The sequence below is a fragment of the Candidatus Marifrigoribacter sp. Uisw_064 genome, assembly GCF_047730175.1.
GTDB lineage: Bacteria > Bacteroidota > Bacteroidia > Flavobacteriales > Flavobacteriaceae > Marifrigoribacter.
Genome location: NZ_CP159833.1, coordinates 1,633,803 through 1,657,203, shown reverse-complemented (window position 1 = coordinate 1,657,203; position 23,401 = coordinate 1,633,803). Strand labels below are relative to the sequence as shown.

Genomic DNA, 23,401 nt, shown 5'->3' with positions numbered 1-23,401 from the left:
TTACAAAAAAAATCGTGAAAAAAGGGTCTATTTCTTGTTAAATAGCGCACAGCTATAAGGTTAATTTCATGTAATATAAAGAATCTCGAATTAGATTTCTAAATTGAAATCTTATCTTTGTTACTTCAAGTTTTTAATTATATGGTGAAAGCGGTTTTAGGATTTTCAAAAAAAACAAAAGAAGAAAAAATACAATGGCTAGCAGATACCTATTTAGCAAATGATGCAACTGCGGTTTCTACCTTAAGTCAATATTGGAATAGTAATCCAAAACTTCAGAAATTACATGATGACTTCATAGAAAATACCATCACAAATTATTATCTGCCCTTTGGTATCGCTCCCAATTTTTTAATAAATGACCAGCTTTACACATTGCCTATGGTAATTGAAGAAAGCTCTGTTGTTGCTGCCGCTAGTAATGCCGCAAAATTTTGGTTAGACAAAGGAGGATTTAAAGCTGAAGTCATTTCAACAATTAAAAACGGACAAGTACACATTAATTACTTCGGAACGAGTGCCTTAATTTTAAATTTCTTTTCTGAAGTAAAAGCACTTCTTATAGCATCCATTTCTTCGATTGAGGAGAATATGAAAAAACGAGGTGGCGGATTATTAGAGATCTCATTGGTTAATTCTTCTGAAAAATTGGAAGGCTATTATCAACTTCATTGCACTTTTGAAACTAAAGATGCAATGGGCGCTAATTTTATAAATACATGCCTAGAAGAAATAGCTAAAACCTTTGAAAATCTAGCCAAAGAACATCAAGCATTTAAAGATTCTTCCTCTTTTCCTGAAATAGCATTAAGTATTTTATCTAATTATGTTCCCGAATGCTTAGTTCGTGCAAAAGTAGAATGTCCTGTTTCACAACTTTCTACTTCAGAAATAGAGGGACAATTATTTGCTGATAAATTTTTAAGAGCTATAGACATTGCGAAAACAGAACCTAGACGTGCCGTTACGCATAATAAGGGTATAATGAACGGTATTGATGCTTTAGTTCTAGCTACAGGAAATGATTTTAGAGCTGTAGAAGCTGGGGTTCATGCCTACGCATCGAAAGAGGGACATTATTCTAGTTTAACTCATGCTACAATAGAAGATGGAATTTTCACTTTTTGGATTGAAATCCCTTTAGCATTAGGAACGGTTGGCGGATTAACATCCTTACATCCCTTAGTGAAATTTGCACTCTCCATATTACAAAAACCTTCTGCTGCACAATTAATGCAAATAGTTGCTGTAGCTGGATTGGCTCAAAATTTTGCTGCGATACGATCTTTGGTTACCACTGGAATTCAAAAAGGACATATGAAAATGCATCTTATGAATATTTTAAATCAGATGGATGCAAATCCATCAGAAAAAGAAAAAACAGTTGAGCATTTTAAATCCCATACTATTACGCATTCTGCTGTAGTTGATTTTGTTGATCAATTACGCTAATTAACACACATGATAAAAGAGTTTTATAGCAACGGAAAATTATTACTCACAGGAGAATATGCTGTGCTGGATGGCGCTGCCGCTTTATCAATACCTACAAGATATGGGCAAAGTTTAGGTGTTGAAAAAGCAGAAGATTCATTTATACGCTGGAAAAGTTTCGATGTAAACAATACTCTTTGGTTTGAAACAAATCTACTTCTAAAAAACAATGAAATAGTACCTTTAGAAGATCAAGAGCATCCTATTCGGGAAAAGCTGATTGAAATATTACAATCTGCTAAAAACCTTAATCCTAATTTTCTAACAGACTCAAAAGGATATATAGTTACAACTAAACTTGATTTTCCGAGAGATTGGGGATTAGGAACTTCTTCAACCCTTTTAAATAATATTGCAAACTGGGCAAATGTAGATGCGTATCAGTTATTACAAAATTCATTTGGAGGTAGTGGATACGATATTGCTTCCGCTAGAAACAACACTCCCATTTTATATCAATTAAAAGATGGCCATCCCATAGTTGATGCTGTAAACCTCAACTGGAATTTTAAGGATCAACTTTTTTTTGTGTATTTAAACAAAAAACAGAATAGCCATCATGCTATAAAATCATACCAATCAAAAGGGAAACCCTCTCAAGAAAGTATTCAGAAAATTTCTTCAATGTCTCTAGAAGTGATTGATTGCAAATCATTAAACGAATTTGAACTACTTATGGATACCCATGAAAAATGTATTTCAGAATTAATTCAGCAAAAGACAATTAAAGAGTTATTATTTAAAGATTACAAAGGAGCTATTAAAAGTTTAGGTGCTTGGGGAGGTGATTTCATTTTAGCAACGGGCAATGAAATACAGATGGATTATTTCAGAAAAAAAGGATATGCTACTAGTATTCCTTTTGATGAAATGATTTTAAAATAACTCCTTTTATTATTTCCATTTTTTCAGCTGTTAAACCCTTTAAGATGTTTCTAATTTTGAAGATTTACATGTATATTTGTACTTTAGAATTAATCTAAATACTCTTAGGTCAAAAAATGAAAATACAAAAGGAAGATGTTTTTAAAGCGCTAGAAACCATTACAGTTGCTGGAGAAGGAAAAAATATGGTAGAAAGTGGTGCAGTACAAAATGTAATCACTTTTGCTGATGAAGTAATTGTGGATATAACGATTACAAGCGCTGCTTTACATATTAAAAAAAGAGCTGAGTCTGATATCATTTCGACCATTCAAGAAAAAGTTTATAAAGAGGCTAAGGTTATTGTCAATGTTAAAGTTGAAGTGCCCAAAACTCAAAACCCTAACCTAATAAAAGGGAAAGCAATTCCTGGAATAAAAAATATTGTCGCTATAGCTTCTGGAAAAGGTGGTGTTGGTAAATCTACCATTACAGCGAATCTTGCTGTTACACTTTCTAAAATGGGATTTAAAGTAGGTGTTTTAGATGCAGATATTTACGGTCCTTCTATTCCTATAATGTTCGATGTTGCTCAAAAAAAACCGCTTTCGGTAACAGAAAACGGCAAAAGTAGAATGAAACCCATCGAAAATTATGGAGTTAAAGTTTTATCGATTGGATTTTTTACAGAACCTGATCAGGCAGTTATTTGGAGAGGGCCTATGGCTTCAAAAGCTTTAAATCAGTTAATTTTTGATGCTGCTTGGGGCGAATTAGATTTTATGTTAATTGACCTTCCTCCAGGAACTGGTGATATTCATTTAAGTATCATGCAAGCATTACCCATCACTGGAGCTGTCATTGTAAGCACACCACAAACAGTCGCTTTAGCAGATGCTCGAAAAGGAGTTGCCATGTTTCAACAAGAAAATATTGATGTTCCTGTGTTAGGGATTATTGAAAACATGTCCTATTTTACCCCTGCTGAGTTGCCTAACAATAAATATTATATCTTCGGAAAAGAAGGCGCTAAAAATTTAGCTGAAGATTTAAATGTTCCACTTTTAGGAGAAGTACCCTTAGTACAGAGTATTCGAGAAGCTGGAGATTTGGGACGACCAGCAGCTCTGCAAACTGATACAGTTTTAGAAAAAGTATTTGAAGAGATTACAAAAAGTGTTGTTGAAGAAACAGTGAGAAGAAATAATGATCTTCCTCCAACTGAAGCAATACAAATAACAACCATGGCAGGATGTTCTGCTGTAAAAAAATAACTTATGACTTCGGAAGAAATAAAAAGTAAGGTAGAAGAGGCTCTTCAAGAAATTCGCCCTTTTTTACAAAGTGACGGAGGAGATATTGCGTTACTTTCTATTGAAGAAAATGATACTATTGTAAAAGTTCAATTACAGGGAGCTTGCGTAGATTGTACTGTAAATCAAATGACCTTAAAAAGCGGTGTAGAAATGACGATTAAAAAATATGTTCCTCAAATTGTAACTGTAATTAATGTAGGTTAAAAATTTAGTTTGTATTATAATCTTCTAATTTTCTAGGGCCCTCCAGAAGAATTCTTACAATTTTTAATGTTCCATCATCACCGGTACTAATTTGCCATTTAATTAATGAGATTTCACCATTTTCAATTTCAATTCCTGTAATGCTTCTAGGATGCACGCAACTACCATCATTAAAAAAAGCTATATCTCCCGGTTCAGGAAACCTCGGACGATGTGTATGCCCAACAATAGTGATTAAGTTATTATTGTCAGCAATCCATTTTTTTGTTCTTCGTTCAACTTTTTTAAGTTCTTTATAATTTTTTGCAGGACTTGTTGGATCAGCAATTCCCATTACATTTAAAGGTTTCCAGAGCACACGAACCATAAAACGACTCCATTTCCAGAATAAATAATTCCACCAATCTGCTTGATGCCCATGTGTTAAAAACAACTCTTGATCCGTTTCACAATGCTTCAATACAATCCCTTCGTGGTATTTGATATCTTTAAACAATTCTACTTCCTTCCCTTCTTTTGGATCAAAATAAGTAGCTAAATGTTTTTTTACGTATTTGGGATCTCTATACACCATATCATGGTTACCCCAAATCATATGCAATCGATTACCTTTATGAAATAATCTTAACAGTTCATATACATTTTTATGCGCTTCAAAAATTGATTTAAAAGATGTATTTTCCCAGAGTTCATCTCCATCACCTACTTCACAATATTGAAAATCTTCAGCATAATAATGCTTCAATGCATGAAAATAAATATTTCTATTTTTTGCAAAATCATCTGCAAAACTATTATCTCCTCGATGACAATCACTAAATAAAATGAATTTACTATTATTGTCAAAACTGACAACCTTAGCATTTTTGTAGGCTCTATCTAATCTCTTTTTTGAAGACATCTGGTAAATATCCATAAAAAAAGCGAGTTATAAAACTCGCTTTTTTAAAATACAGTAAACTTTAATATTATTTAAAAGCATTTAAGCCAGTTACATCCATACCTGTTATTAATAAATGGATATCGTGCGTACCTTCATAGGTAATTACACTTTCTAAATTCATTGAATGACGCATGATTGAATATTCACCAGAAATACCCATACCTCCAAGCATTTGTCTTGCTTCGCGAGCAATATTTATTGCCATATCAACATTATTTCGTTTCGCCATAGAAATTTGAGCAGTAGTAGCAGTTCCATTGTTACGCATTACTCCTAACTTCCAGGCTAATAATTGAGCTTTGGTAATTTCGGTAATCATTTCGGCTAATTTCTTTTGTTGTAATTGAAATTGACCAATTGGTTTTCCAAACTGAATCCGTTCTTTAGAATATCTTAAGGCTGTATCATAACAATCCATTGCAGCTCCTATTGCGCCCCATGCTATTCCATATCGTGCAGAATCCAAACATCCTAATGGAGCACCTAAACCAGATTTATTAGGTAATAAATTTTCTTTAGGAACTTTTACATTATCAAAAATTAATTCTCCAGTTGAAGATGCTCGTAAAGACCATTTGTTATGCGTTTCTGGAGTTGTAAATCCTTCCATTCCGCGCTCAACGATCAGACCATGAATTCGACCTTCTTCATTTTTTGCCCAAACCACTGCAACCTGTGCAAATGGAGCATTCGAAATCCACATTTTAGCACCATTTAAAAGATAATGATCTCCCATATCTTTAAAATTAGTTGCCATTCCTCCTGGATTACTTCCATGATCAGGTTCAGTTAAACCAAAACAACCCATCCACTCACCACTTGCAAGTTTAGGTAAGTATTTAATACGTTGTTCTTCATTTCCATATTTCCAGATTGGATACATCACTAAAGATGACTGTACAGAAGCAGTACTGCGCACCCCTGAATCACCACGTTCAATTTCTTGCATGATAAGACCATAAGAAATCTGATCTAATCCAGCACCTCCATATTCAACAGGAATGTAAGGTCCAAACGCACCTATTTCTGCTAAACCATTAATAATTTGTGTTGGAAATTCAGCTCTTTGGGCATAGTCTTCAATAATTGGAGAAACATCACGTTTCACCCATTCACGAGCAGCGTCACGGACAAGTTTATGTTCGTCAGTTAATAATTCGTCTAAATTATAATAATCTGGGGCTTCAAATAAATCGGGTTTCATAGTCTTTAATATATTTGTCAAATGTAATTAATGCCTTGCAATTTTGCGCTTTTTCTAAAGAAAAATTATATACTATTTTAAGAATTATTTATTTATATATTTGGCAAGTAAACTATGAAAATGATGCACTCCTTTTTCTCTTTTTGGAGAAAATCTTCCTGCTTTATAAAATGATGAATTCACTCCTTTTTGTACATTTTCAACAACAAACTCATCTTCTCTTTCTACTTTTTCTAGATCGTTTCCTGCACCTTTATTTAATTTAGTAGGATCATAAACGTAAGATATAAATGACACTTTAGTTCTATTAATATTAATCGGTTTTACAACATTAATGGAAAGTCCCCAAGGATAAAAGTTAAACATCATATTAGGGAACACCCAATAATAATAGGCTGCTACATTTTTTCCATAATCAATATGACCTTCTGGTAAATCAAAAGTTTCAGTAGCTTGATCGGTATAGCCTATTTGAAGATTACAATGCTCATAGGTTTCAGTTTTATAACTCCCATAATCTAATACTTTGTTTAAACCCTCATGAACAAAAGGGACATGAAACCCTTCTAAATAATTATCACAATATAATGCCCAATGAGCATGAACTAAAAATTCTTTACTGGTTGAAGTATCTAAAGAAAATTCATTCAATGGGAGAAAGCCAATTCGTTCTTTCATCTTGTCAATTACCTTCGAAAATTGAAACTCTGGATTTAATCCTACAAATAAAAGCGGCCCCCATTTTTCTAATGGGAATTTATGTAAATGATCACAAGGTCTTGGAAAATCATCAGCATCTTCAAATTCTGGCATATGTTCAAACTTTCCATCTAAGCTAAAGCGCCTGCCGTGATACATACAGGATAACTTTTTTGTTTTACCTGGATTTAGCACTACTAAATTACCTCTATGGGTACATACATTGGTAAAACAATTAATTTCATCTTTTTCATTTCTAACAATTACTAAAGGTTCGGTTAAATAATTATCTAAAAGAACTAAGGGATACACAGATTGAGGAAGTGCAACTAAATTTTCGTCACCAATCCATTGCCATGTTTTTAAAAATATTTTTTCTTTAATCTCATTAAAAACCTCTTGATCTCTATAAAAGGACGCTGGCAAAGTTTCTGCTTTGGAAATATCTGAATGGATATTAAATTTTTTTTTCATGGCTAGAATTGATTATTGTATATTCACGAATTGACTTTAAATTTAAACAATTATTATTTAACCAAATTATTATAATAGATGAATGGTAAATCTCAAAAAATTGGTTTACTAACCACTACTTCACTTGTAGTAGGGAACATGATAGGTGTAGGCATATTTGTTTTACCTGCCGTATTATCTAACTATGGTAGTATAAGTTTATTCGGTTGGTTATTTACTGCTACTGGAGCTTTAATTTTAGCAAAAATATTTAGTAATTTTAGTAAGATTATTGTTAGTAAAAGCGGCGGCCCTTATGTGTATTCAAAAGCTGGATTCGGCGATTTTATTGGGTTTTTAGTTGCTTGGGGATATTGGATTGCATGTTGGGTAAGTAATGGAGCTGTAGCAATTGCGATAATAGGTGCTGCAAGTTTTTTTATTCCTGAATTAGCCACTAATTCTGCGCTGTCGGTTAGTCTTGGATTGGCACTTATTTGGATTTTCACTTGGGTTAATACTAGAGGAATTAAGGAGTCAGGTAAAATCCAATTAATTACAACAGTTATAAAAGTTTTGCCTTTATTATTTATAATACTATTTGGCATTTTCTTTTTTAAAATTGATAATCTTCCCGCTTTTAATTTAACAGGGGAAAGCAATTTCACAACATTATCTACAGTAGCTACATTAACTTTATATGCTTTTTTAGGAATTGAATGTGCTACAATACCTGCTGGAGATATTAAAGACCCGGAAAAAACGATACCAAGAGCGACGATGTTAGGAACCATCATTGTAACAATATTGTACATTTTAGGAACGGTTGTATTATTTGGAATTTTACCTTTAGAAATTTTACAAAATTCTCCGGCACCCTTTGCAGAAGCTGCTAAAATTATAGGGGGGAATTATGGCGGGTATTTTGTAGCTATCGGAGTTTTAATTTCTGGAATAGGAGTATTAAATGGATGGATATTAATCACGGGGCAAATTTCTATGGCAACAGCAAAAGATAATTTATTTCCAGATTTTTTCAAAAAAGAAAATAAAAAAGGAGCTCCAGTTAATGGATTTGTTATTGGCGGAATATTGTCGTCGATTGTTATGCTAATGAACTATACAGAAGGATTGGTTGAACAATTTGAATTTATCATACAACTCACCACATTAGTAGTATTAATGCCTTATTTGTTTACGGCAGCAGCATATGCTTTAATTGTCATTGAAAAAAATCTGCATACAAATAGTTGGGTAAAAACATTTGTGTTATCTACTTTAGGATTTTCATATTCTCTATGGGCAATTTATGGATCTGGATCAGATACAGTTTTTTATGGGTTCTTATTATTATTAATTGGAATTCCTGTTTATATTTATATGAAGTGGATTAAAAACAAAGAAAATTAATGAAGACAACCTATCATTCAGAATTTCATCGACTAAAATCAGTTTTTATAAAACCTGCAAAAAACGCTTTTATTTCAGAAGAAATATTAGAAGAACAATGGCAAAATTTACACTATTTAAGTCAGCCGAACTTTGAAGATTCCTTAAAAGAATATGAAAATTTTAAAATAGCAATCCAAAAAAATGGTGCTTTAACACATTCATTTCCTTATGATAGTAATGTAACTATTGACTCTATTTATTGCCGCGATGCTGCAATAGCAACAGATTATGGAATGATACTTTGTAACATGGGGAAGTCAGGGCGAATAAATGAACCTGATGCTCATTTGGAAACTTATCGAAATGAATCTATTCCTATTTTAGGAAAAATAGAAACCCCTGGAACTTTAGAAGGTGGTGATGTTGCTTGGTTAGATAAAAAAACTATTGCTGTTGGTCATACCTATAGAACCAATGAAGAAGGTATTAGACAATTAAAAAATCTACTAGAACCAAAAGGCATAGAAGTTATAGTTGCTGAATTACCTCACTATAAAGGGACTTCAGATGTCTTTCACTTAATGTCTATTTTAAGTCCTGTTGATAAAGATTTAGCGGTGGTTTATTCTCCATTAATGCCTATAAAATTTAGAAACGAACTATTAAAAAGAAAGTTTCATTTGATAGAAGTTCCTGAGGATGAATTTGAATCGATGGGCTGTAATGTATTGGCTATAGCTCCAAGAGAATGTTTGATGGTTCATGGAAATCCTACAACTAAAAAAGCTTTAGAAAAAGCTGGATGTAACGTTGCTACATATCAGGGCGAAAATATAAGTGTGTATGGTGGTGGAGGCCCAACTTGCTTGACAAGGCCTTTACTAAGAGAACTATAATTACATTTTTAAATAAAAATCCTTCACTAAATTTATATAAGCGTCGGTATATTGATGTCTAGAAATTTCGATGGTTAATTCTTCCTTTTTAATTGTTTGTTTTCTGAAAGAAAACTCAAGCATACACCTTTTTTCTTCGGAAGTAATTGTGCCACGTATGCTACAGATTCTAGCAGGGTATAAACCAAATTCAGATGCCATTTGAATAAAATGTTCTTCTTCTTTTCTTGGAATAATTAATGAAAACTGACCTGACTCTGAAAGTAACAAAGAAACAGATTTTAATAAAATATCAAAAGGTAATGCATCTACAGATCTTGCTTTATCTCTAGCTTCATCTTTGCTTTTATATTCATCAGTGTAAAAAGGAGGATTGGAAACGATTAGATCATATTGCTCTTCAATTTCATCTGCCAGTTCTTCCACAGAAGCATGGTAACAAAACAAGCGATCTCCCCAGTCAGACATTTCAAAATTTTCAACACATTGCTCAAAAGCGTCAGGTTCTATTTCAACAGCATCAATAGTTTCAGCAAAACTTCTTTGTGCTAATTGTAGAGCGATTACTCCTGTTCCTGTTCCAATGTCTAATATACTTTGAGGGTTATGTTCTAAAGAAGCCCAAGCGCCTAAAAGCACTCCGTCGGTACCGATTTTCATGGCACAACGATCTTGATTAACAGTAAATTGTTTAAAAGTAAATGGAGCTTCCATTATTCCAAGTAGAGCTCAATTAATCCCTCGGTCACCGATACTTTTATCTTTTTATTTGTACGATCCACCTCTTTAATAAAGGTGTCAATTACAGGAATTAATACTTGCGTTCCATTGTGGTCAATTTCAAAAAAGGCCTGCGCACTATCATCATTTATTTTGGTGATGGTCCCTACGGAGCCAAAAGCACTATCCTCCACTTCGAAGCCAATTACCTCATGATAATAAAATTTTGTTCCCGAGAGTTCAGGTAACATAGACAAAGGCTGGTACAAATGATCTCCTATCATCTCCCCTGCACTTTCATCTGTACTAATGTCTTTAAACTTAATTCGGAGTAGGGTTGATTTATGAAGCCAACATCGTTCTATAAAAAATGGAACCAAGATTTTGTTTTGTTCAACAAAAACTGATTCCATTTTTTTGTATAATCCTGGGTCGTCTGTATCGATCTTAACGAGCAGCTCCCCTTTAAAACTATATTTTTTAACAATCTTGCCTAAGTAGAAACAATTCTCCTTTTGCATAGTTAAAAATTTATTTTTCTTCTTTTGTAGCTTCTTCTTCAGCAGGCGCTTCTTCAGTTGTAGCTTCTACTTCCGCAGGTGCTTCTTCAGTTGCAACTTCTAAAGTTTCTTCAGTAGCAACTTCCACAGCTTCTTCAGTAGTTTCTTCTACTTCTTCAACTACCTCTTCAACTACAGCATCTGCTATACGTTTATCATTTACTGCTTTTTCAGCAGCTAATGCTTCCGCTATAACTTTACTTTCTGCATCAGATAATTTAGCTCGCTTCCCATCAATTGAAGCTTCTTTTTCAGTTAACCAAGCATTGAATTTCTTTTCAGCTTGTTCTTCTGTTAAAGCTCCTTTACGAACACCACCAGCAAGATGATTTTTTAACATCACCCCTTTATATGAAAGAATGTTTCTTGCAGTATCTGTAGGTTGTGCTCCATTTTGAAGCCAATTTACAGTACTATCAATATCTAAAATAATTTCTGCAGGGTTGTTATTTGGATTGTAAGATCCTAATTTTTCAAGGTATTTACCATCTCTTTTTGAACGTGCATCTGCTGCTACGATCCAGTAAAAAGGTTTCCCTTTTTTACCATGTCTTTGTAATCTAATTTTTACTGGCATATGAATTAATTTTTGAGGTTCCCGACCCCTGTTTATAATTTTAAGGAGCGCAAAGATAGTAAATTTTATAATTTATAACTCAAAACACATTTTTTTTCTTATAAATTATAGAGATAAATCTTTTTATATATATTTGTAAGAACCTATTTATCTAAAGTAATAACAAGTTTACCCTAAACACAATGAAAAAACTATTACTACCCCTATTTATAACCAGCCTATTTATTGGTTGTGAAACTATTGAAATAAACACCCCAGGTTTTCAAGCAAACCTTGAAGGCATCTTTTTTAAAGCTAATGACAGCAAAGGTATAAAAAGAGAACAAAACAGTTATACAATTCAAGGTATTACTGAAAATGAGATACTAACTATAAAAGTTAAAAAATCTAGAGTTGGCACTTATTTATTTGGTGGAAATTCAGAAAGTTTTGCCACATTTGAAGATAAAAACGGAAATATTTACTCCACAAATCCTGAAGGTTTTGGTGAGGTTACCATAACCGCCAGAAATACTGGACAACAATATCTAACTGGCACCTTTAAGTTTAGAGGCATTTTACCAGGTATTGATACTTTAACCATTGATAGAGGTGTGTTTTTTGAAGTACCTTACGACTATAATGTTAGTGAAGAAGACGAAGTACCTAATAACACCGAATTATTTATCGCAGAAATAAATGGAAATCCATTTAACCCATTTACTATAGGAGGTATAGGTGACGAAACCAAAATTATTATTACAGCTTCTACTTCTTCAAACGAAATTAGATTAAGAATTCCTATTGATGCAGATACCGGAAATAATGTGTTACCTACTTCAGGTTATTCGGCTACTTATACTAACAATGGTAATACTCAAGGTGCAGAATCTGGTTTTATTTATGTTTTAGAAAATAATATAGCTGAAAGATTTATAAAAGGTTCATTTGCTTTTAATACAGCTTCCTCAACTATTGAAGAAGGTATATTCGAAGTTGAATACTAATGCATTTTTCAAATATCATATAAAACCCTGCTTCTATCAGTAGGGTTTTTTATTTAAATACTTTTTGCCACAATGAAGCCGCCAGTCCAAGCATTCTGAAAGTTAAACCCTCCCGTGATTGCATCGATATTTAATACCTCTCCAGCAAAATATAAATCTGGATGTATTTTACTATTGAATTTTTTAAAGTTAATTTCTTTTAAATCAACACCACCAGCAGTTACAAATTCTTCTTTAAAAGTACTTTTACCCATAACTTCATATTCCCCTGCAGTTAATTGATTCGCTAACTCTTGGATTTGTAATTTTGAGATTTCAGCCCATTTTAAATCCTTTTGTATACTTGAGGCTAGCAATAAATTTTGCCATAGACGTTTGGGTAATTCAAACTGGGCATATTTATAAACGGTCTGCTTAGCATTTAATGTACTCATTTGCCTTAATTGCAAAACAACATCATTATAACTAAGATCTAACAACCAATTAATTTTAATTTTAAACGTATAATTAATTTCGTTTAATTCTATAGCATTCCATGCTGATAGTTTTAATATAGCTGGACCACTTAATCCTTTATGGGTGATCAATAAATCTCCTTGACTTTCAATGAACTTTTTGTTTTTTTGATTTAAAACACTAACAGTTGCTTTTTTAGCAATACCAGGCAAATCATTTATTCGAATGTCATTAATATTAAATGTAAATAAAGAAGGAACAGGTTCTATAATTGTATGCCCTAGTTTTTTTAATAAATTCCATATTTTAGGATTACTACCAGAAGCAATTACAATTTTTTCTGAAGTAAATACACCCTTATTTGTTTCCAGAAGCCATCCGTTTTCTTTGATTATGTTCTGAACAGAAGTTTTCTTTATTAATGAAATACCCAAACGTGTTACTTCTTTTACAAAACAATCAATAATAGTTTGTGAAGAATCTGAAACAGGGAACATTCTACCATCTTCTTCAATTTTTAGAGGAACTCCTTTTTTCTCAAACCACTCAATAGTATCGCCTGTCATAAAAGTATGAAACGGACCTAAAAGTTCTTTTTCACCTCTTGGATAGTTTTTACTTAAATCGACGGGTATAAATTCGGCATGAGTAACATTGCATCTGCCTCCACCAGAAACCTTCACTTTTGTTAAAACATCGTTCCCTCTCTCAAGGATAGCTACTTTTAGGTTTGGGTTTTTTTCAGAAATATTTATAGCAGTAAAAAAGCCTGCAGCTCCTCCTCCTATTATTATTATATCAAACCTATTTTTCACGAAGTAAAACTACATCTATTTCAAATATTATTGGATTTTATATTTTAAAAAAAAATGTTTAATAACGCACAGGTGAACTATTTTCCTGTAAATTGTAGCTTAATGAATAAACAGCAGCGTTTATAAGGCCTAACATATTATTAGCATCTTAAATATTTAAAACGATAATAACATTATAACGTTAAAAAGTGTATTATTGCTGATAAAGTGCTATTTTTGAATTCCTAACATTTAATTTTTATTTAAAACCAAAACCTACTATGAAAATAATTAACCTATCCAAACTAAATGTAACCAATATGTTACGTTCTGTTTTTTTATTATGTGCTATTGTTTTTAGCGGACAACTAAATGCCCAATCTAAAAATGCTCAAATTGATGCTGAACTTCAACGTCTAGTTGAAAAAGGAGCGCTAACTGCTGATCAAGCGAGCAATTATATAATAAATGCTCAGCATACTAGTAAAACTAGTGGAATAGAGCATATTTATTTTAACCAAGTCATCAACGGTTTAATCGTAAATGGAACTGAATCTAGTATTCATTTATTCAATGATAAAAAAATAAAATACAATGAAAACTTAATTTTAGGAGAAGCTTTTAATTCAAAAGCAAGTTGTTCACCTGGAATCAATGCTGAACAAGCAATTCGTTCTATCTCCCAAACTATGGGATATAAAATTTCAAACCTTAATGAAATTGAAAGAAAAAGTGGACCTAACCAAGAAACTATTTTTAATTCAGGAGGTATCTCTAAAAAAGATATACAAGCAAAACTAGTATTTCAATTAGATGAAAACAATGAAATTAAATTAGCTTGGGAAGTTACTATAGAAGACATTAATTCTAATGAAGACTGGTGGGTATTTGCAGTTAATGCAGCTAATGGAACAATTATTACAAAGTATAACTTATATAGCACTTGTAATATAACGGACGAACATAATGACCATTTTCATTCTGGAGTTTCTCCTGAAATAAAAAAAATTACTGAAAGAAAAATAGACTATAGCGCTATTTTAAAAGGCAACGATAATAAAGAAGCTAGCCTGAACGAAAGTAACATGATGGCAGGTACTTATAATGTATATGCCTTACCGGACGAAAGTCCTCTTCATGGAACTGTAGGCAGAACATCTGTTTCAAACCCAGAAGGTCCAGGTTCTCCTTTTGGATGGCATGATACCAATGGAGCGATAGGTGCAGAATCAACATTAACTACAGGAAACAATGTAGATTCGCATAAAGGTACTTTTAGACCTAATGGTGGTGGTGGACTTGTTTTCAACTTCCCTATCAATTTAGCTATTGAAGCACCAACTGATTATGTAGATGTAGCAGCAACAAATTTATTTTATTGGAGTAATATTGTTCATGATGTTTTATGGGAATATGGATTTGATGAAGCCGCTAGAAACTTTCAAGAAAATAATTATGGAAACGGTGGTGCAGGAAGTGACTCTGTAAATGCTAACGTTCAAGCGAGTGGTAACTGTAATGCAAATTTTGGTACTCCTAGTGATGGATCTAATCCAACTATGAATATGTTTATTTGCGATATCGCAAATCCAGATCGTGATGGTGATTTTGACAATGGAGTAGTTATACACGAATATGGTCATGGAATCTCAAACAGATTAACTGGTGGAGCTTCTGTAAGTTGTTTGCAAAATTCTGAACAAATGGGTGAAGGATGGAGTGACTTCTACGGTTTAGTGATGACAATTAATGTAGGAGATGTTGGTACAGCTGCTAGAGGAATAGGAAGCTATTTATTCGGTCAACCAGCAAATGGAGGTGGAATTAGAGTAGAGCCTTATTCTACAGACATGGGTATTTATACTCAAACTTATGCAAATGTAAATGGAGCTGTTGTTCCTCATGGAGTTGGAGAAATATGGGCGAATATGCTTTGGGAAATGACTTGGGGCCTTATAGATACTTACGGCTTTGATACCGACATTTATAATTTTACTGGAAATGTAAATTTAGACAAAGGAAATGTTATGGCTTTAGCCTTGGTTACTGAAGGATTGAAATTACAACCTTGTAGCCCTGGTTTTGTTGATGGACGTGATGCTATTCTTGCTGCAGATTTGGCTTTATATGGTGGTGCAAATGCATGTACTATCTGGGAAGCTTTTGCTAAGAGAGGATTAGGTTTTAGTGCTTCACAAGGAAGCTCTGGAAGTACTTCAGATCAAACAGTAGCGTTCGATTTACCTCCATTATCTGCTTCTTTCGATACCCCTTTAGCTTCTATTTGTGAAACACAAGGAACACAAGCTGGTCTAGGTGGTGGTATTCCAACAGGAGGTACATATAGCGGTGATGGTGTAACTGATAATGGAGATAACACTTATGATTTTGACCCAACAGTAGGTGGCCCTGGAAATACTATTGTAACCTATACTGTATTAAACGGATGTAGTGGTGTTGTTCAAGATATTGATGATACCATTGTGGTTACGGACGGAGCACCTGTTTTAGTCTGTAAAGATGTTACCGTTGTTTTAGATGGTGGTGGTAATGCTACTATTACCGAAAGTGACGTAATAGATAATTTAACGCCAGGTACGGGATATACCATAGATCAAACTGGAACTTATGCTCCTGTTGATATGTCCTCTGGAACTACAAGTTTCACTCTTGGAGATGATGATAATGGTGCAGCATCTCTAGGTTTCAATTTCCCGTTCTTTGGAAATACCTTTACAAGCGTAAATGTATCTTCTAATGGATACCTATCCTTTTCTGGAAGTAGTTTAAATGAATTTAACAACGATGTTTTACCAGATGTCGATACGCCACAAAATGTGATCGCGGTAGTATGGGATGATTTAAATCCAACTTTAGGAGGAACCATACATTACAAAGTGGTTGGTTCATCACCTAATAGAGTGATGGTTATTGAGTATTTAGATGTTTCTCATTTTGGTAATGCTAGTCTTGTGGTGAATGCCCAAGCTCATATTTATGAAGGATCTGGATTAATAGAAATTCATACAGATCAAGTAGATTCTGATGGAGTTGGAAGAACACAGGGGATTGAAAATGAAGATGGAACTGTAGCTTATACTCCAGCTGGAAGAAATGGTGGAGACTGGAATTTAGCGAACGGTGCAGCAGATTATGTTGCATTTGTACCTAATACAGGTGGATTAGCAGATAACTGTGGATTCTCTGTATCGGCTAGTTTAAGTCAAACAGCTTTTACCTGTGAAGATATTGGAGATGTTGTAGTAACTGTAACTGCAGATGATGGTAATGGAGGAGTTGCAATGTGTACCGCAACGGTAACTGTAGTTGGAACTACCTCTACTTTTGCAGGTGGTTCATGGGATGTAATTCCAGGTGCTGGCGCAAAAGCATTATTCCAAGATTCATACAATACAACAACAGATGGAGATGTTACCGCTTGTTCTTGTGAAATTGAACCAGGGAATACAGTAATAGTTTCTGCCGGAGGTTTCATAGATATTCAAGGAAACATACTTGTTGATGGAGTTCTTGATGTTCAGCATGAAGGGTCTGTTGTACAGAGAAGTGCAACTGCTACTACAACAAACGGAGGTTCTATTACAGTTAGTAAATTAACGCCAGTATTAGGTCCTAAAGGATTTATGCTCTTAGGTAACCCAATGACAGGTGAAACAAGAGAAGGTGTATATGGTGGAGGGCGTCAAGTTGCAAATCATATTACTGGAAACTTTTTGCCTAATGGCGCAGTTGGTTCTGGTTTAGAAAACTTTGCAGATGACAATAATAATAACTGGGCAGTCCATAGTGGCGCATTGACAATGGGTGAAGGATATTTGGTGAAACCACAAGCTCCAGGAAATCCTCCAGCAGGAGGTGCATTCCCATTAGATTATACTTTAGGGACATTAAATTCTGGAAATGTAGGTTATAATTTACTATTTAACACCGAGAGACTAGATAGTCCAAATATGCTTGGAAATCCATACGCATCAGCGATCGATGTTGATGCTTTCTTAGCAGGGAACCCTTTATTGGATGCAGTTTATTACTGGGAGCATGTTACGGCACCAGCAAATGACTTCCCTGGATTTAACCAATTGAACTTTAATATCGGCGATATTTCTGCCTACAACCAAGGTTCTGGAGGAGTGATGGCACCAAATGGTACTACGGTTCCAAGTCAGTTTATGGCATCAGGTCAAGGATTTGGTGTGAAAGCATTAGGTGGAGGTACTGTTACTTTTACCAACGCGATGAGAGTAGCAACGCCAAATACTGATTATAGAAATAACACTAGCGACAGACAACGAATTTGGTTAGACCTTAAAAATGAGACCTACAGTCTTAAAAGTAATATGCTTGTTGCATTTACTGAAGGCGCTACAAATGGATTTGAAGGCACATACGATAGTAGAAGATTCGATTCACCTATTTCAATGTATTCTGTGTTAGACACAGACGAACAACTTTGTATTCAAGGACGTTCGGCTTTTAACGAAGAACAAGAAGTAGACTTAGGATTCTCAACGATGGTAAAAGGAGTTCAGACTTATTCAATATCTATTCATCAAATTGAGGGAGTTGATATTAGTAATGCAACGATATATTTAGAAGATCATTTGTTAAATATTTCAACAAATCTTTCAGAAGGAAACTATACGTTTACTTCTGAAGAAGGTCAACAATTAAACCGTTTTAAACTAGTATTCCAAGAGAGAGTATTAAGCAATAATGATGTAGCATTACAAAACATTAGTATGCTACCAAATCCTACAACAGGAATGGTAATCGTTAATTCTCCAAATGCAGATGTACATCAAATAGAAGTAATCGATGTTCAAGGTAGAATTATATCATTAAAACAATATAATAATAGCAATCAATACCTAGTAGACCTAAGTAGTTTGCAAAGCGCTATGTATTTTGTAAGAATCCATACTTCTGAAGGGTCACTTATTAAAAGAGTGATTAAGGAATAGTAATTCAATAAATAAATATTCAAACCCTCTCTGTTGTAAAGCAGAGAGGGTTTTTGTTTTACTCACTTTATCTGATTATTCTAGCGCTTCAACTAATAAAATTAATTATATAATAATATAGATAGTTTAAAAAAATAAACAAGCTACCTTCAAAAAATAATTATAAACAATAAATCTTAACAACATGAAAAAATTAATTTTATCTATGGCAGTTGTAGCCATGTTATTTAGTTGCTCAAAAGACAACGTAGAAACAGAAACAACAGCAGATTTGTCTGCGACAATTGCTCAATCATCTGCTATCGAATTTAGCGGTGTATTTGGACATCATTTAGATAATGATATGCACGGCAAGATTTACGTTACTATTGACGGAAGTGCTTCTCAAGCATCTATACAACTTGTAAATGGTGAAGAAATCAATTTTCAAGGAAATCAATTAAATAAAGAAGCAACTACTGTTAATTTTAGCAGTAACCGTGGTTCTTTTACTTTCGATGCTGGTGCTGAGTATGGAACTAGAGTAAGTAATTTAATTTTTGACGATGTTAGTGATGCCTATGTTAGAGCTATTGAAGTACCAACTCGAGGAGGAGGCATGATACTTTTAGGTACGTATGAACAAGATAGTGATCCATCTTTTAATGGAAACTGGGATATGTTGGGTGATGGAATTGATATTGAAAAATTTGGATCTAATGCACAACTTGTAGCTATGACTGTTATTACTCATCAGTCAGGATTTGTAGTATCTGATGCTTCTGCAGAGGATCAAGTTGGAGGATGTACTGGTGGTCCAGATACTTTCTTATGGGATCCTGCAGGAGATGTTCCTACAGGTGGAAACCCATCGGTTTTTAGTCATTTACAAACGACATTGATTGCAGGAATACAGGCAAACTGGGGTCTTGAGTACAGAAGAGATCTAGGAGAACAAACCTATGTTGATGAACTATGTACGGTGACTGTTGAATCTGGATTTTGGTCTTGGAATGGAAGAACAGGTAATATTTTAGCTTCTGAGCCAGCACCAGCACCTTTTACTGATGGTGATGCTAATAGAGTTGATGTAAATAAACCTCTTACTTTAAACTAGAGAATACATTTATAAATAATTTTAAAAACCTCTTAGCATTAGCTAAGAGGTTTTTTTTATTCAGCAAAAGTGGCACACAAGTTAAGTGTTTCCTTAATATCGTCTATGGTTGTCCTAGGGTTGATTAAACACATCCGCAACACTACTTGGTTGTGTAGAATGGTTGTAACCAATAAGGCTTCTTTAGAGTCCATTACTCTTTTAGATATTTTCTGGTTTAAAGCATCCAACTGTTTTTCGCTAAGCTCATTACCAATTGGGTTATATCTAAAATTTATTACTGCCAAAATCGCTGGAGAAATGACTTCCCAATTAGGGCTTTTTATTTTTAGCCACTAAAACAGCTATGTTGTTTGATGTAATCAGAATTAAGTGACTCTACGCAGTATAATTTAATCAAAATTCTCTATGTTTACAAAAACATAAACCTTTAAATTTTAACAACATGAAAAAATTAATTTTATCTATGGCAGTTGTAGCCATGTTATTTAGTTGCTCGAAAGACAACGTAACTTCAGAAACAGAAACAACAGCAGATTTAACTCAAATGTTACCAACAAAAGCTTTAGATCAATCTACTGAAGGATTGTATGTAGGTGTATTTGGGCATAATGAAATAAAAGAACTACATGGAAAAATTTTAATTAATGCAGGTAATGATGGAAAGTACTCTGCAATTATTGAAATGGTAAATGGAAATGACATTAAATTTCAAGGAAGCTCAATAAACAAGACTAACATTCACTTTACAAGTGATCGTGGTAGTTTCGACTTTAACACTGTTGATTTTACAAGTCCTACTGCAAGTAATGTAACTGTAGATAATATAGCAGATGCTTATATCGTTACTGTAAAAGCTCAAAATAGAATGATTCCTCATGTATTATTAGGTACGTATGAAGAATCTGGAAATGAAACTAATTTTTTCGGAAATTGGGATATGATAGGAGATGATGAAGAAAATCCTAATTTCTGTTGTAACGCTCAGGGGCTTGGTCAATTAGTAATAACTCATTTAGGAACCGTTGGTCCATTTGTAGTAACATCTTTTCTACCAACTTTAGCTGATAATGGTTGTATGGGAGAAGGATGGTTACCTCACCTTTTTGATACTAGTGGTGATGGAGTTGCTGACGCCGTTTTTATGGCAGACCAGACTAATACTATTTCTGGTACTTCAACAGATTATTTTGTTAATATTTGGGCTGGAGGCGTCTATGCAGATCGAACTTGTGGTGATATCGGAGGTCCAACATCTGGAACTTGGTCAAGAGGTACTCAATCTGGTTTAGTTTATGGTATTGTTCCTGCTCCTTTTACAGGACCATCTAATTCGGAACCTAATTTCCCTTTTGCAGCTTCAAATTAAGAAAAACATATTTATAAATAAATTTATTAAAACCTCTTAACATTTTTGTTAAGAGGTTTTTTTTATTCAGCAAAAGTGGCACACAAATTTAATGTCTCCTTTATATCGTCTAATGTTGTTCTTGGATTAATTAAACATATTCGCAACACTACTTGGTTGTGTAGAATTGTAGTCACCAATAAGGCTTCTTTAGAGTCCATTACTCCTTTTGATATTTTCTGGTTTAAAGCATCCAACTGTTTTTCGCTAAGGTCATTCCCTATTGGGTTAAATCTAAAATTTATTACTGCTAAAGTCGCTGGAGAAATGACTTCCCAATTAGGGCTTTTTCTTAATATAATTTCAGTTTTTTCAGCTAATTTAATATTGTAGGTGATGGCTTTTCTAAACGAAGACAAACCAAACGTTTTTACCGACATATAAAATTTTAAGGCTCTAAATCTTCTTGTTAATTGAATCCCATGATCGTAGAAATTAATTTCAGAAGTATTTCCTTCCACATCTCTTAGGTATTCAGGTTTTTCAGTAAAAGTACCTTTTAAATGATTTACATTTCTTATTAATAAACATCCCATTTCATAGGGTTGAAAAAACCATTTATGAGGATCTACCGTAAGAGAATCTGCTTTTTCAATTCCTTTTAACATCTTCTTTCCATCTACGGAAAGTATCGCTGCACCACCATAAGCACCATCAATATGAAACCAAATATCTTCCTGTTTACAGAGTACAGATAATTCAGATAATTGATCTACCGTACCTGTATTGGTAGTTCCTGCTGTTCCTATCAAACAAAAAGGATGCAATCCGTTTAATCGATCTTTTGCAATCGCATTTTTTAATTTATTAATCGAAAACTTAAACTCTTGAGTTGTTGGAATTATTCTAATTTGTTCTTTCCCAAACCCTAAAACATTAATGGCTTTTATATTTGAAGAATGCGCCTGATCTGAAAGGTATATAACCGCATTTGAAAAATCCTCACCACACTTTATATTTCTCGCTGTTACAATGGCAGTAAGATTTGCCATGGAACCGCCACTTGTAAAAATACCTCCTCCTTTTTTAGCTGGAAATCCGAATATTTTTAGCAACCATTGCAGGGTTACAATTTCTAATTCGGCAGCTGCAGGAGAAGCTGCCCATCCTCCAGAAAATATATTAAATCCTGTGGCTAAAGTATCAGCCATAGCACTTATATAATTACTAGGTCCAGGAACAAATGAAAATGCTTTTGGATGTGAAACTATGGTGCTTTTAGACACTACTTTATCTAAAACAAAATCCAATACTTTTTGAGGATCTGAAGCTTTTTCTGGTGCTTCTTCTAGAAACAAATCATCCATTTCTTCCCGTGTTGCTAAAGAAACTGGAAGCTTTTCATGTTGAGTGTCAAAATGTTCGACTATCGCATCAACAACCTGATAACCATATTCTTGCATTTCTTTTTTAGAAAGCTCTAAGGTAGCATTACTCTTTTTCATGTGGCTATAGTATTATTTTTTAATGGTCATACTTCGACTTTGCTCAGTATAGGCAAGCTGCCTGCCTGCCGCAGACAGGTTCGCTATTTATAATTCTATTGGGGATACGCTTTTTAGCATGCTCGTTTCATATTCCCAAATATTCAATCATTAAATCTGTTGCAAAAGTACCTCTTATTAAGACACTATTGTCTTTAAAAGTATTTAATAAATTGTCTTGTTTTAAAGCTTTTGACCGTAAGATAGATCTCCAGCATCCCCTAATCCTGGGATAATATACCCTCTATTATTTAGGGTGTCATCGATAGCAACAATCCATAAATGTGTATTTTCTGGAAAGATTTCTTTTACATATTCTACTCCAGTTTTAGAACCTATAACAGAGACAATATGAATTTGTTTTGGTATTCCATATTTCTCTAAAGCTTTATAGGTATTCTCTAGAGTTTTACCTGTTGCTAACATGGGATCAATTAATACCAATGTTTTATCTTGAATGGAAGGTGCTGCTAAATAATTTACAATTACTTCAAAGTCATCTTGATCATTGGTATGCTTTCTAAATGCTGAAATAAAACCATTTTCTGCGGTATCAAAATAATTTAATACGCCTTGATGTAAAGGCAAACCCGCTCTTAGTATAGAGCAAAGTACAAGGTTATCTTGAATTTGAGGACAAGATTTTGTCCCCAGAGGAGTGTGTATTTCTATATTCTTATAGCATAATGTTTTACTTAACTCATAACTTAAAATTTCACCAATGCGTTCTATGTTTTTTCTGAAACGCATGGCGTCTTTTTGAATATTTTCATCCCTTAATTCTGCTATAAATTGATGTATTATAGAGTTACTTTCATCAAAATCATGTACAATCATATCCTATTATTTCAAAACTTAGGCAAGATATAAAAT

20 protein-coding genes are annotated in these 23,401 nt (G+C 33.6%); 10 read left to right on the top strand and 10 right to left on the bottom strand.

Annotated elements, in window-relative coordinates; translation table 11 throughout:
• Positions 1-141 precede the first annotated feature (141 nt).
• The 4 genes from ABXT64_RS07455 to ABXT64_RS07440 all read left to right on the top strand — a co-directional run bounded on the left by ABXT64_RS07455 (position 142) and on the right by ABXT64_RS07440 (position 3,878).
• A complete protein-coding gene (locus tag ABXT64_RS07455) occupies positions 142-1,452 on the top strand; it encodes a hydroxymethylglutaryl-CoA reductase, degradative (protein ID WP_443634937.1) in 1,311 nt (436 codons plus the stop codon).
• A gap of 9 nt (positions 1,453-1,461) precedes the next feature.
• Positions 1,462-2,379 carry a GYDIA family GHMP kinase gene (locus ABXT64_RS07450; RefSeq protein ID WP_443632303.1) on the top strand — a complete coding sequence of 306 codons (918 nt, stop codon included), beginning with the start codon at positions 1,462-1,464 and terminating at the stop codon, positions 2,377-2,379.
• Between the two features lie 116 nt (positions 2,380-2,495).
• Positions 2,496-3,632, top strand: coding sequence for an Mrp/NBP35 family ATP-binding protein (locus tag ABXT64_RS07445; protein ID WP_443632302.1), 1,137 nt, complete (start codon positions 2,496-2,498; stop codon positions 3,630-3,632).
• A 3-nt stretch (positions 3,633-3,635) separates the two neighbouring features.
• Complete coding sequence (locus ABXT64_RS07440; protein WP_443632301.1) at positions 3,636-3,878, top strand: NifU family protein; 243 nt, start codon at positions 3,636-3,638, stop codon at positions 3,876-3,878.
• A gap of 4 nt (positions 3,879-3,882) precedes the next feature.
• On the opposite strand, the gene ABXT64_RS07435 is transcribed toward ABXT64_RS07440, so the two are convergent.
• The 3 genes from ABXT64_RS07435 to ABXT64_RS07425 all read right to left on the bottom strand — a co-directional run bounded on the left by ABXT64_RS07435 (position 3,883) and on the right by ABXT64_RS07425 (position 7,198).
• Complete coding sequence (locus ABXT64_RS07435; protein WP_443634936.1) at positions 3,883-4,779, bottom strand: serine/threonine protein phosphatase; 897 nt, start codon at positions 4,777-4,779, stop codon at positions 3,883-3,885.
• Between the two features lie 67 nt (positions 4,780-4,846).
• Positions 4,847-6,025 carry an acyl-CoA dehydrogenase family protein gene (locus ABXT64_RS07430; RefSeq protein WP_443632300.1) on the bottom strand — a complete coding sequence of 393 codons (1,179 nt, stop codon included), beginning with the start codon at positions 6,023-6,025 and terminating at the stop codon, positions 4,847-4,849.
• 84 nt (positions 6,026-6,109) lie between these two features.
• Positions 6,110-7,198 (bottom strand): aromatic ring-hydroxylating oxygenase subunit alpha, encoded by a 1,089-nt coding sequence (locus ABXT64_RS07425; RefSeq protein ID WP_443632299.1) that lies wholly within the window; start codon positions 7,196-7,198, stop codon positions 6,110-6,112.
• Positions 7,199-7,276: 78 nt separating this feature from the next.
• Between ABXT64_RS07425 and ABXT64_RS07420 the strand changes: the two genes are divergently transcribed.
• Both ABXT64_RS07420 and ABXT64_RS07415 read left to right on the top strand, forming a co-directional pair.
• Positions 7,277-8,587 (top strand): amino acid permease, encoded by a 1,311-nt coding sequence (locus tag ABXT64_RS07420; protein ID WP_443632298.1) that lies wholly within the window; start codon positions 7,277-7,279, stop codon positions 8,585-8,587.
• The gene (locus tag ABXT64_RS07415; protein WP_443632297.1) at positions 8,587-9,465 is read left to right on the top strand and encodes a dimethylarginine dimethylaminohydrolase family protein; all 879 of its coding nucleotides are present in this window, start codon (positions 8,587-8,589) and stop codon (positions 9,463-9,465) included. The genes ABXT64_RS07420 and ABXT64_RS07415 overlap by 1 nt, the downstream gene beginning before the upstream one ends.
• Here the strand turns inward: ABXT64_RS07415 and ABXT64_RS07410 are convergent, their stop codons facing one another.
• Genes ABXT64_RS07410 through ABXT64_RS07400 form a run of 3 tightly spaced genes read right to left on the bottom strand, consistent with a single transcriptional unit; the run spans position 9,466 to position 11,322 of the window.
• Positions 9,466-10,179, bottom strand: a complete 714-nt coding sequence (locus tag ABXT64_RS07410; RefSeq protein WP_443632296.1) for a tRNA1(Val) (adenine(37)-N6)-methyltransferase — start codon at positions 10,177-10,179, stop codon at positions 9,466-9,468.
• Entirely contained in the window at positions 10,179-10,706 is a 528-nt protein-coding gene (rimM, locus tag ABXT64_RS07405) for a ribosome maturation factor RimM (RefSeq protein WP_443632295.1), read from the bottom strand. The genes ABXT64_RS07410 and rimM overlap by 1 nt, the downstream gene beginning before the upstream one ends.
• A gap of 10 nt (positions 10,707-10,716) precedes the next feature.
• On the bottom strand, positions 10,717-11,322 hold the full coding sequence (locus tag ABXT64_RS07400; protein ID WP_443632294.1) for a 30S ribosomal protein S16: 606 nt from the start codon (positions 11,320-11,322) through the stop codon (positions 10,717-10,719).
• A gap of 182 nt (positions 11,323-11,504) precedes the next feature.
• Between ABXT64_RS07400 and ABXT64_RS07395 the strand changes: the two genes are divergently transcribed.
• The gene (locus tag ABXT64_RS07395) at positions 11,505-12,308 is read left to right on the top strand and encodes a DUF6252 family protein (RefSeq protein WP_443632293.1); all 804 of its coding nucleotides are present in this window, start codon (positions 11,505-11,507) and stop codon (positions 12,306-12,308) included.
• A 53-nt stretch (positions 12,309-12,361) separates the two neighbouring features.
• Here the strand turns inward: ABXT64_RS07395 and ABXT64_RS07390 are convergent, their stop codons facing one another.
• Positions 12,362-13,579: an NAD(P)/FAD-dependent oxidoreductase gene (locus ABXT64_RS07390; RefSeq protein WP_443632292.1), complete on the bottom strand. Its 1,218-nt coding sequence runs from the start codon at positions 13,577-13,579 to the stop codon at positions 12,362-12,364.
• Positions 13,580-13,839: 260 nt separating this feature from the next.
• Here ABXT64_RS07390 and ABXT64_RS07385 point away from each other — a divergent pair, with 260 nt between their 5' ends.
• Complete coding sequence (locus tag ABXT64_RS07385; protein WP_443632291.1) at positions 13,840-18,540, top strand: M36 family metallopeptidase; 4,701 nt, start codon at positions 13,840-13,842, stop codon at positions 18,538-18,540.
• A gap of 184 nt (positions 18,541-18,724) precedes the next feature.
• Positions 18,725-19,636, top strand: coding sequence for a hypothetical protein (locus ABXT64_RS07380; RefSeq protein ID WP_443632290.1), 912 nt, complete (start codon positions 18,725-18,727; stop codon positions 19,634-19,636).
• Positions 19,637-19,692: 56 nt separating this feature from the next.
• Here ABXT64_RS07380 and ABXT64_RS07375 read toward each other — a convergent pair whose 3' ends face one another.
• Positions 19,693-19,923 carry a hypothetical protein gene (locus ABXT64_RS07375; RefSeq protein ID WP_443632289.1) on the bottom strand — a complete coding sequence of 77 codons (231 nt, stop codon included), beginning with the start codon at positions 19,921-19,923 and terminating at the stop codon, positions 19,693-19,695.
• 158 nt (positions 19,924-20,081) lie between these two features.
• Between ABXT64_RS07375 and ABXT64_RS07370 the strand changes: the two genes are divergently transcribed.
• Positions 20,082-21,005 carry a hypothetical protein gene (locus tag ABXT64_RS07370; RefSeq protein ID WP_443632288.1) on the top strand — a complete coding sequence of 308 codons (924 nt, stop codon included), beginning with the start codon at positions 20,082-20,084 and terminating at the stop codon, positions 21,003-21,005.
• Positions 21,006-21,067: 62 nt separating this feature from the next.
• On the opposite strand, the gene ABXT64_RS07365 is transcribed toward ABXT64_RS07370, so the two are convergent.
• A complete protein-coding gene (locus tag ABXT64_RS07365) occupies positions 21,068-22,489 on the bottom strand; it encodes a pyridoxal phosphate-dependent decarboxylase family protein (protein ID WP_443632287.1) in 1,422 nt (473 codons plus the stop codon).
• 222 nt (positions 22,490-22,711) lie between these two features.
• Entirely contained in the window at positions 22,712-23,365 is a 654-nt protein-coding gene (upp, locus tag ABXT64_RS07360) for a uracil phosphoribosyltransferase (protein ID WP_443632286.1), read from the bottom strand.
• Positions 23,366-23,401 lie beyond the last annotated feature (36 nt).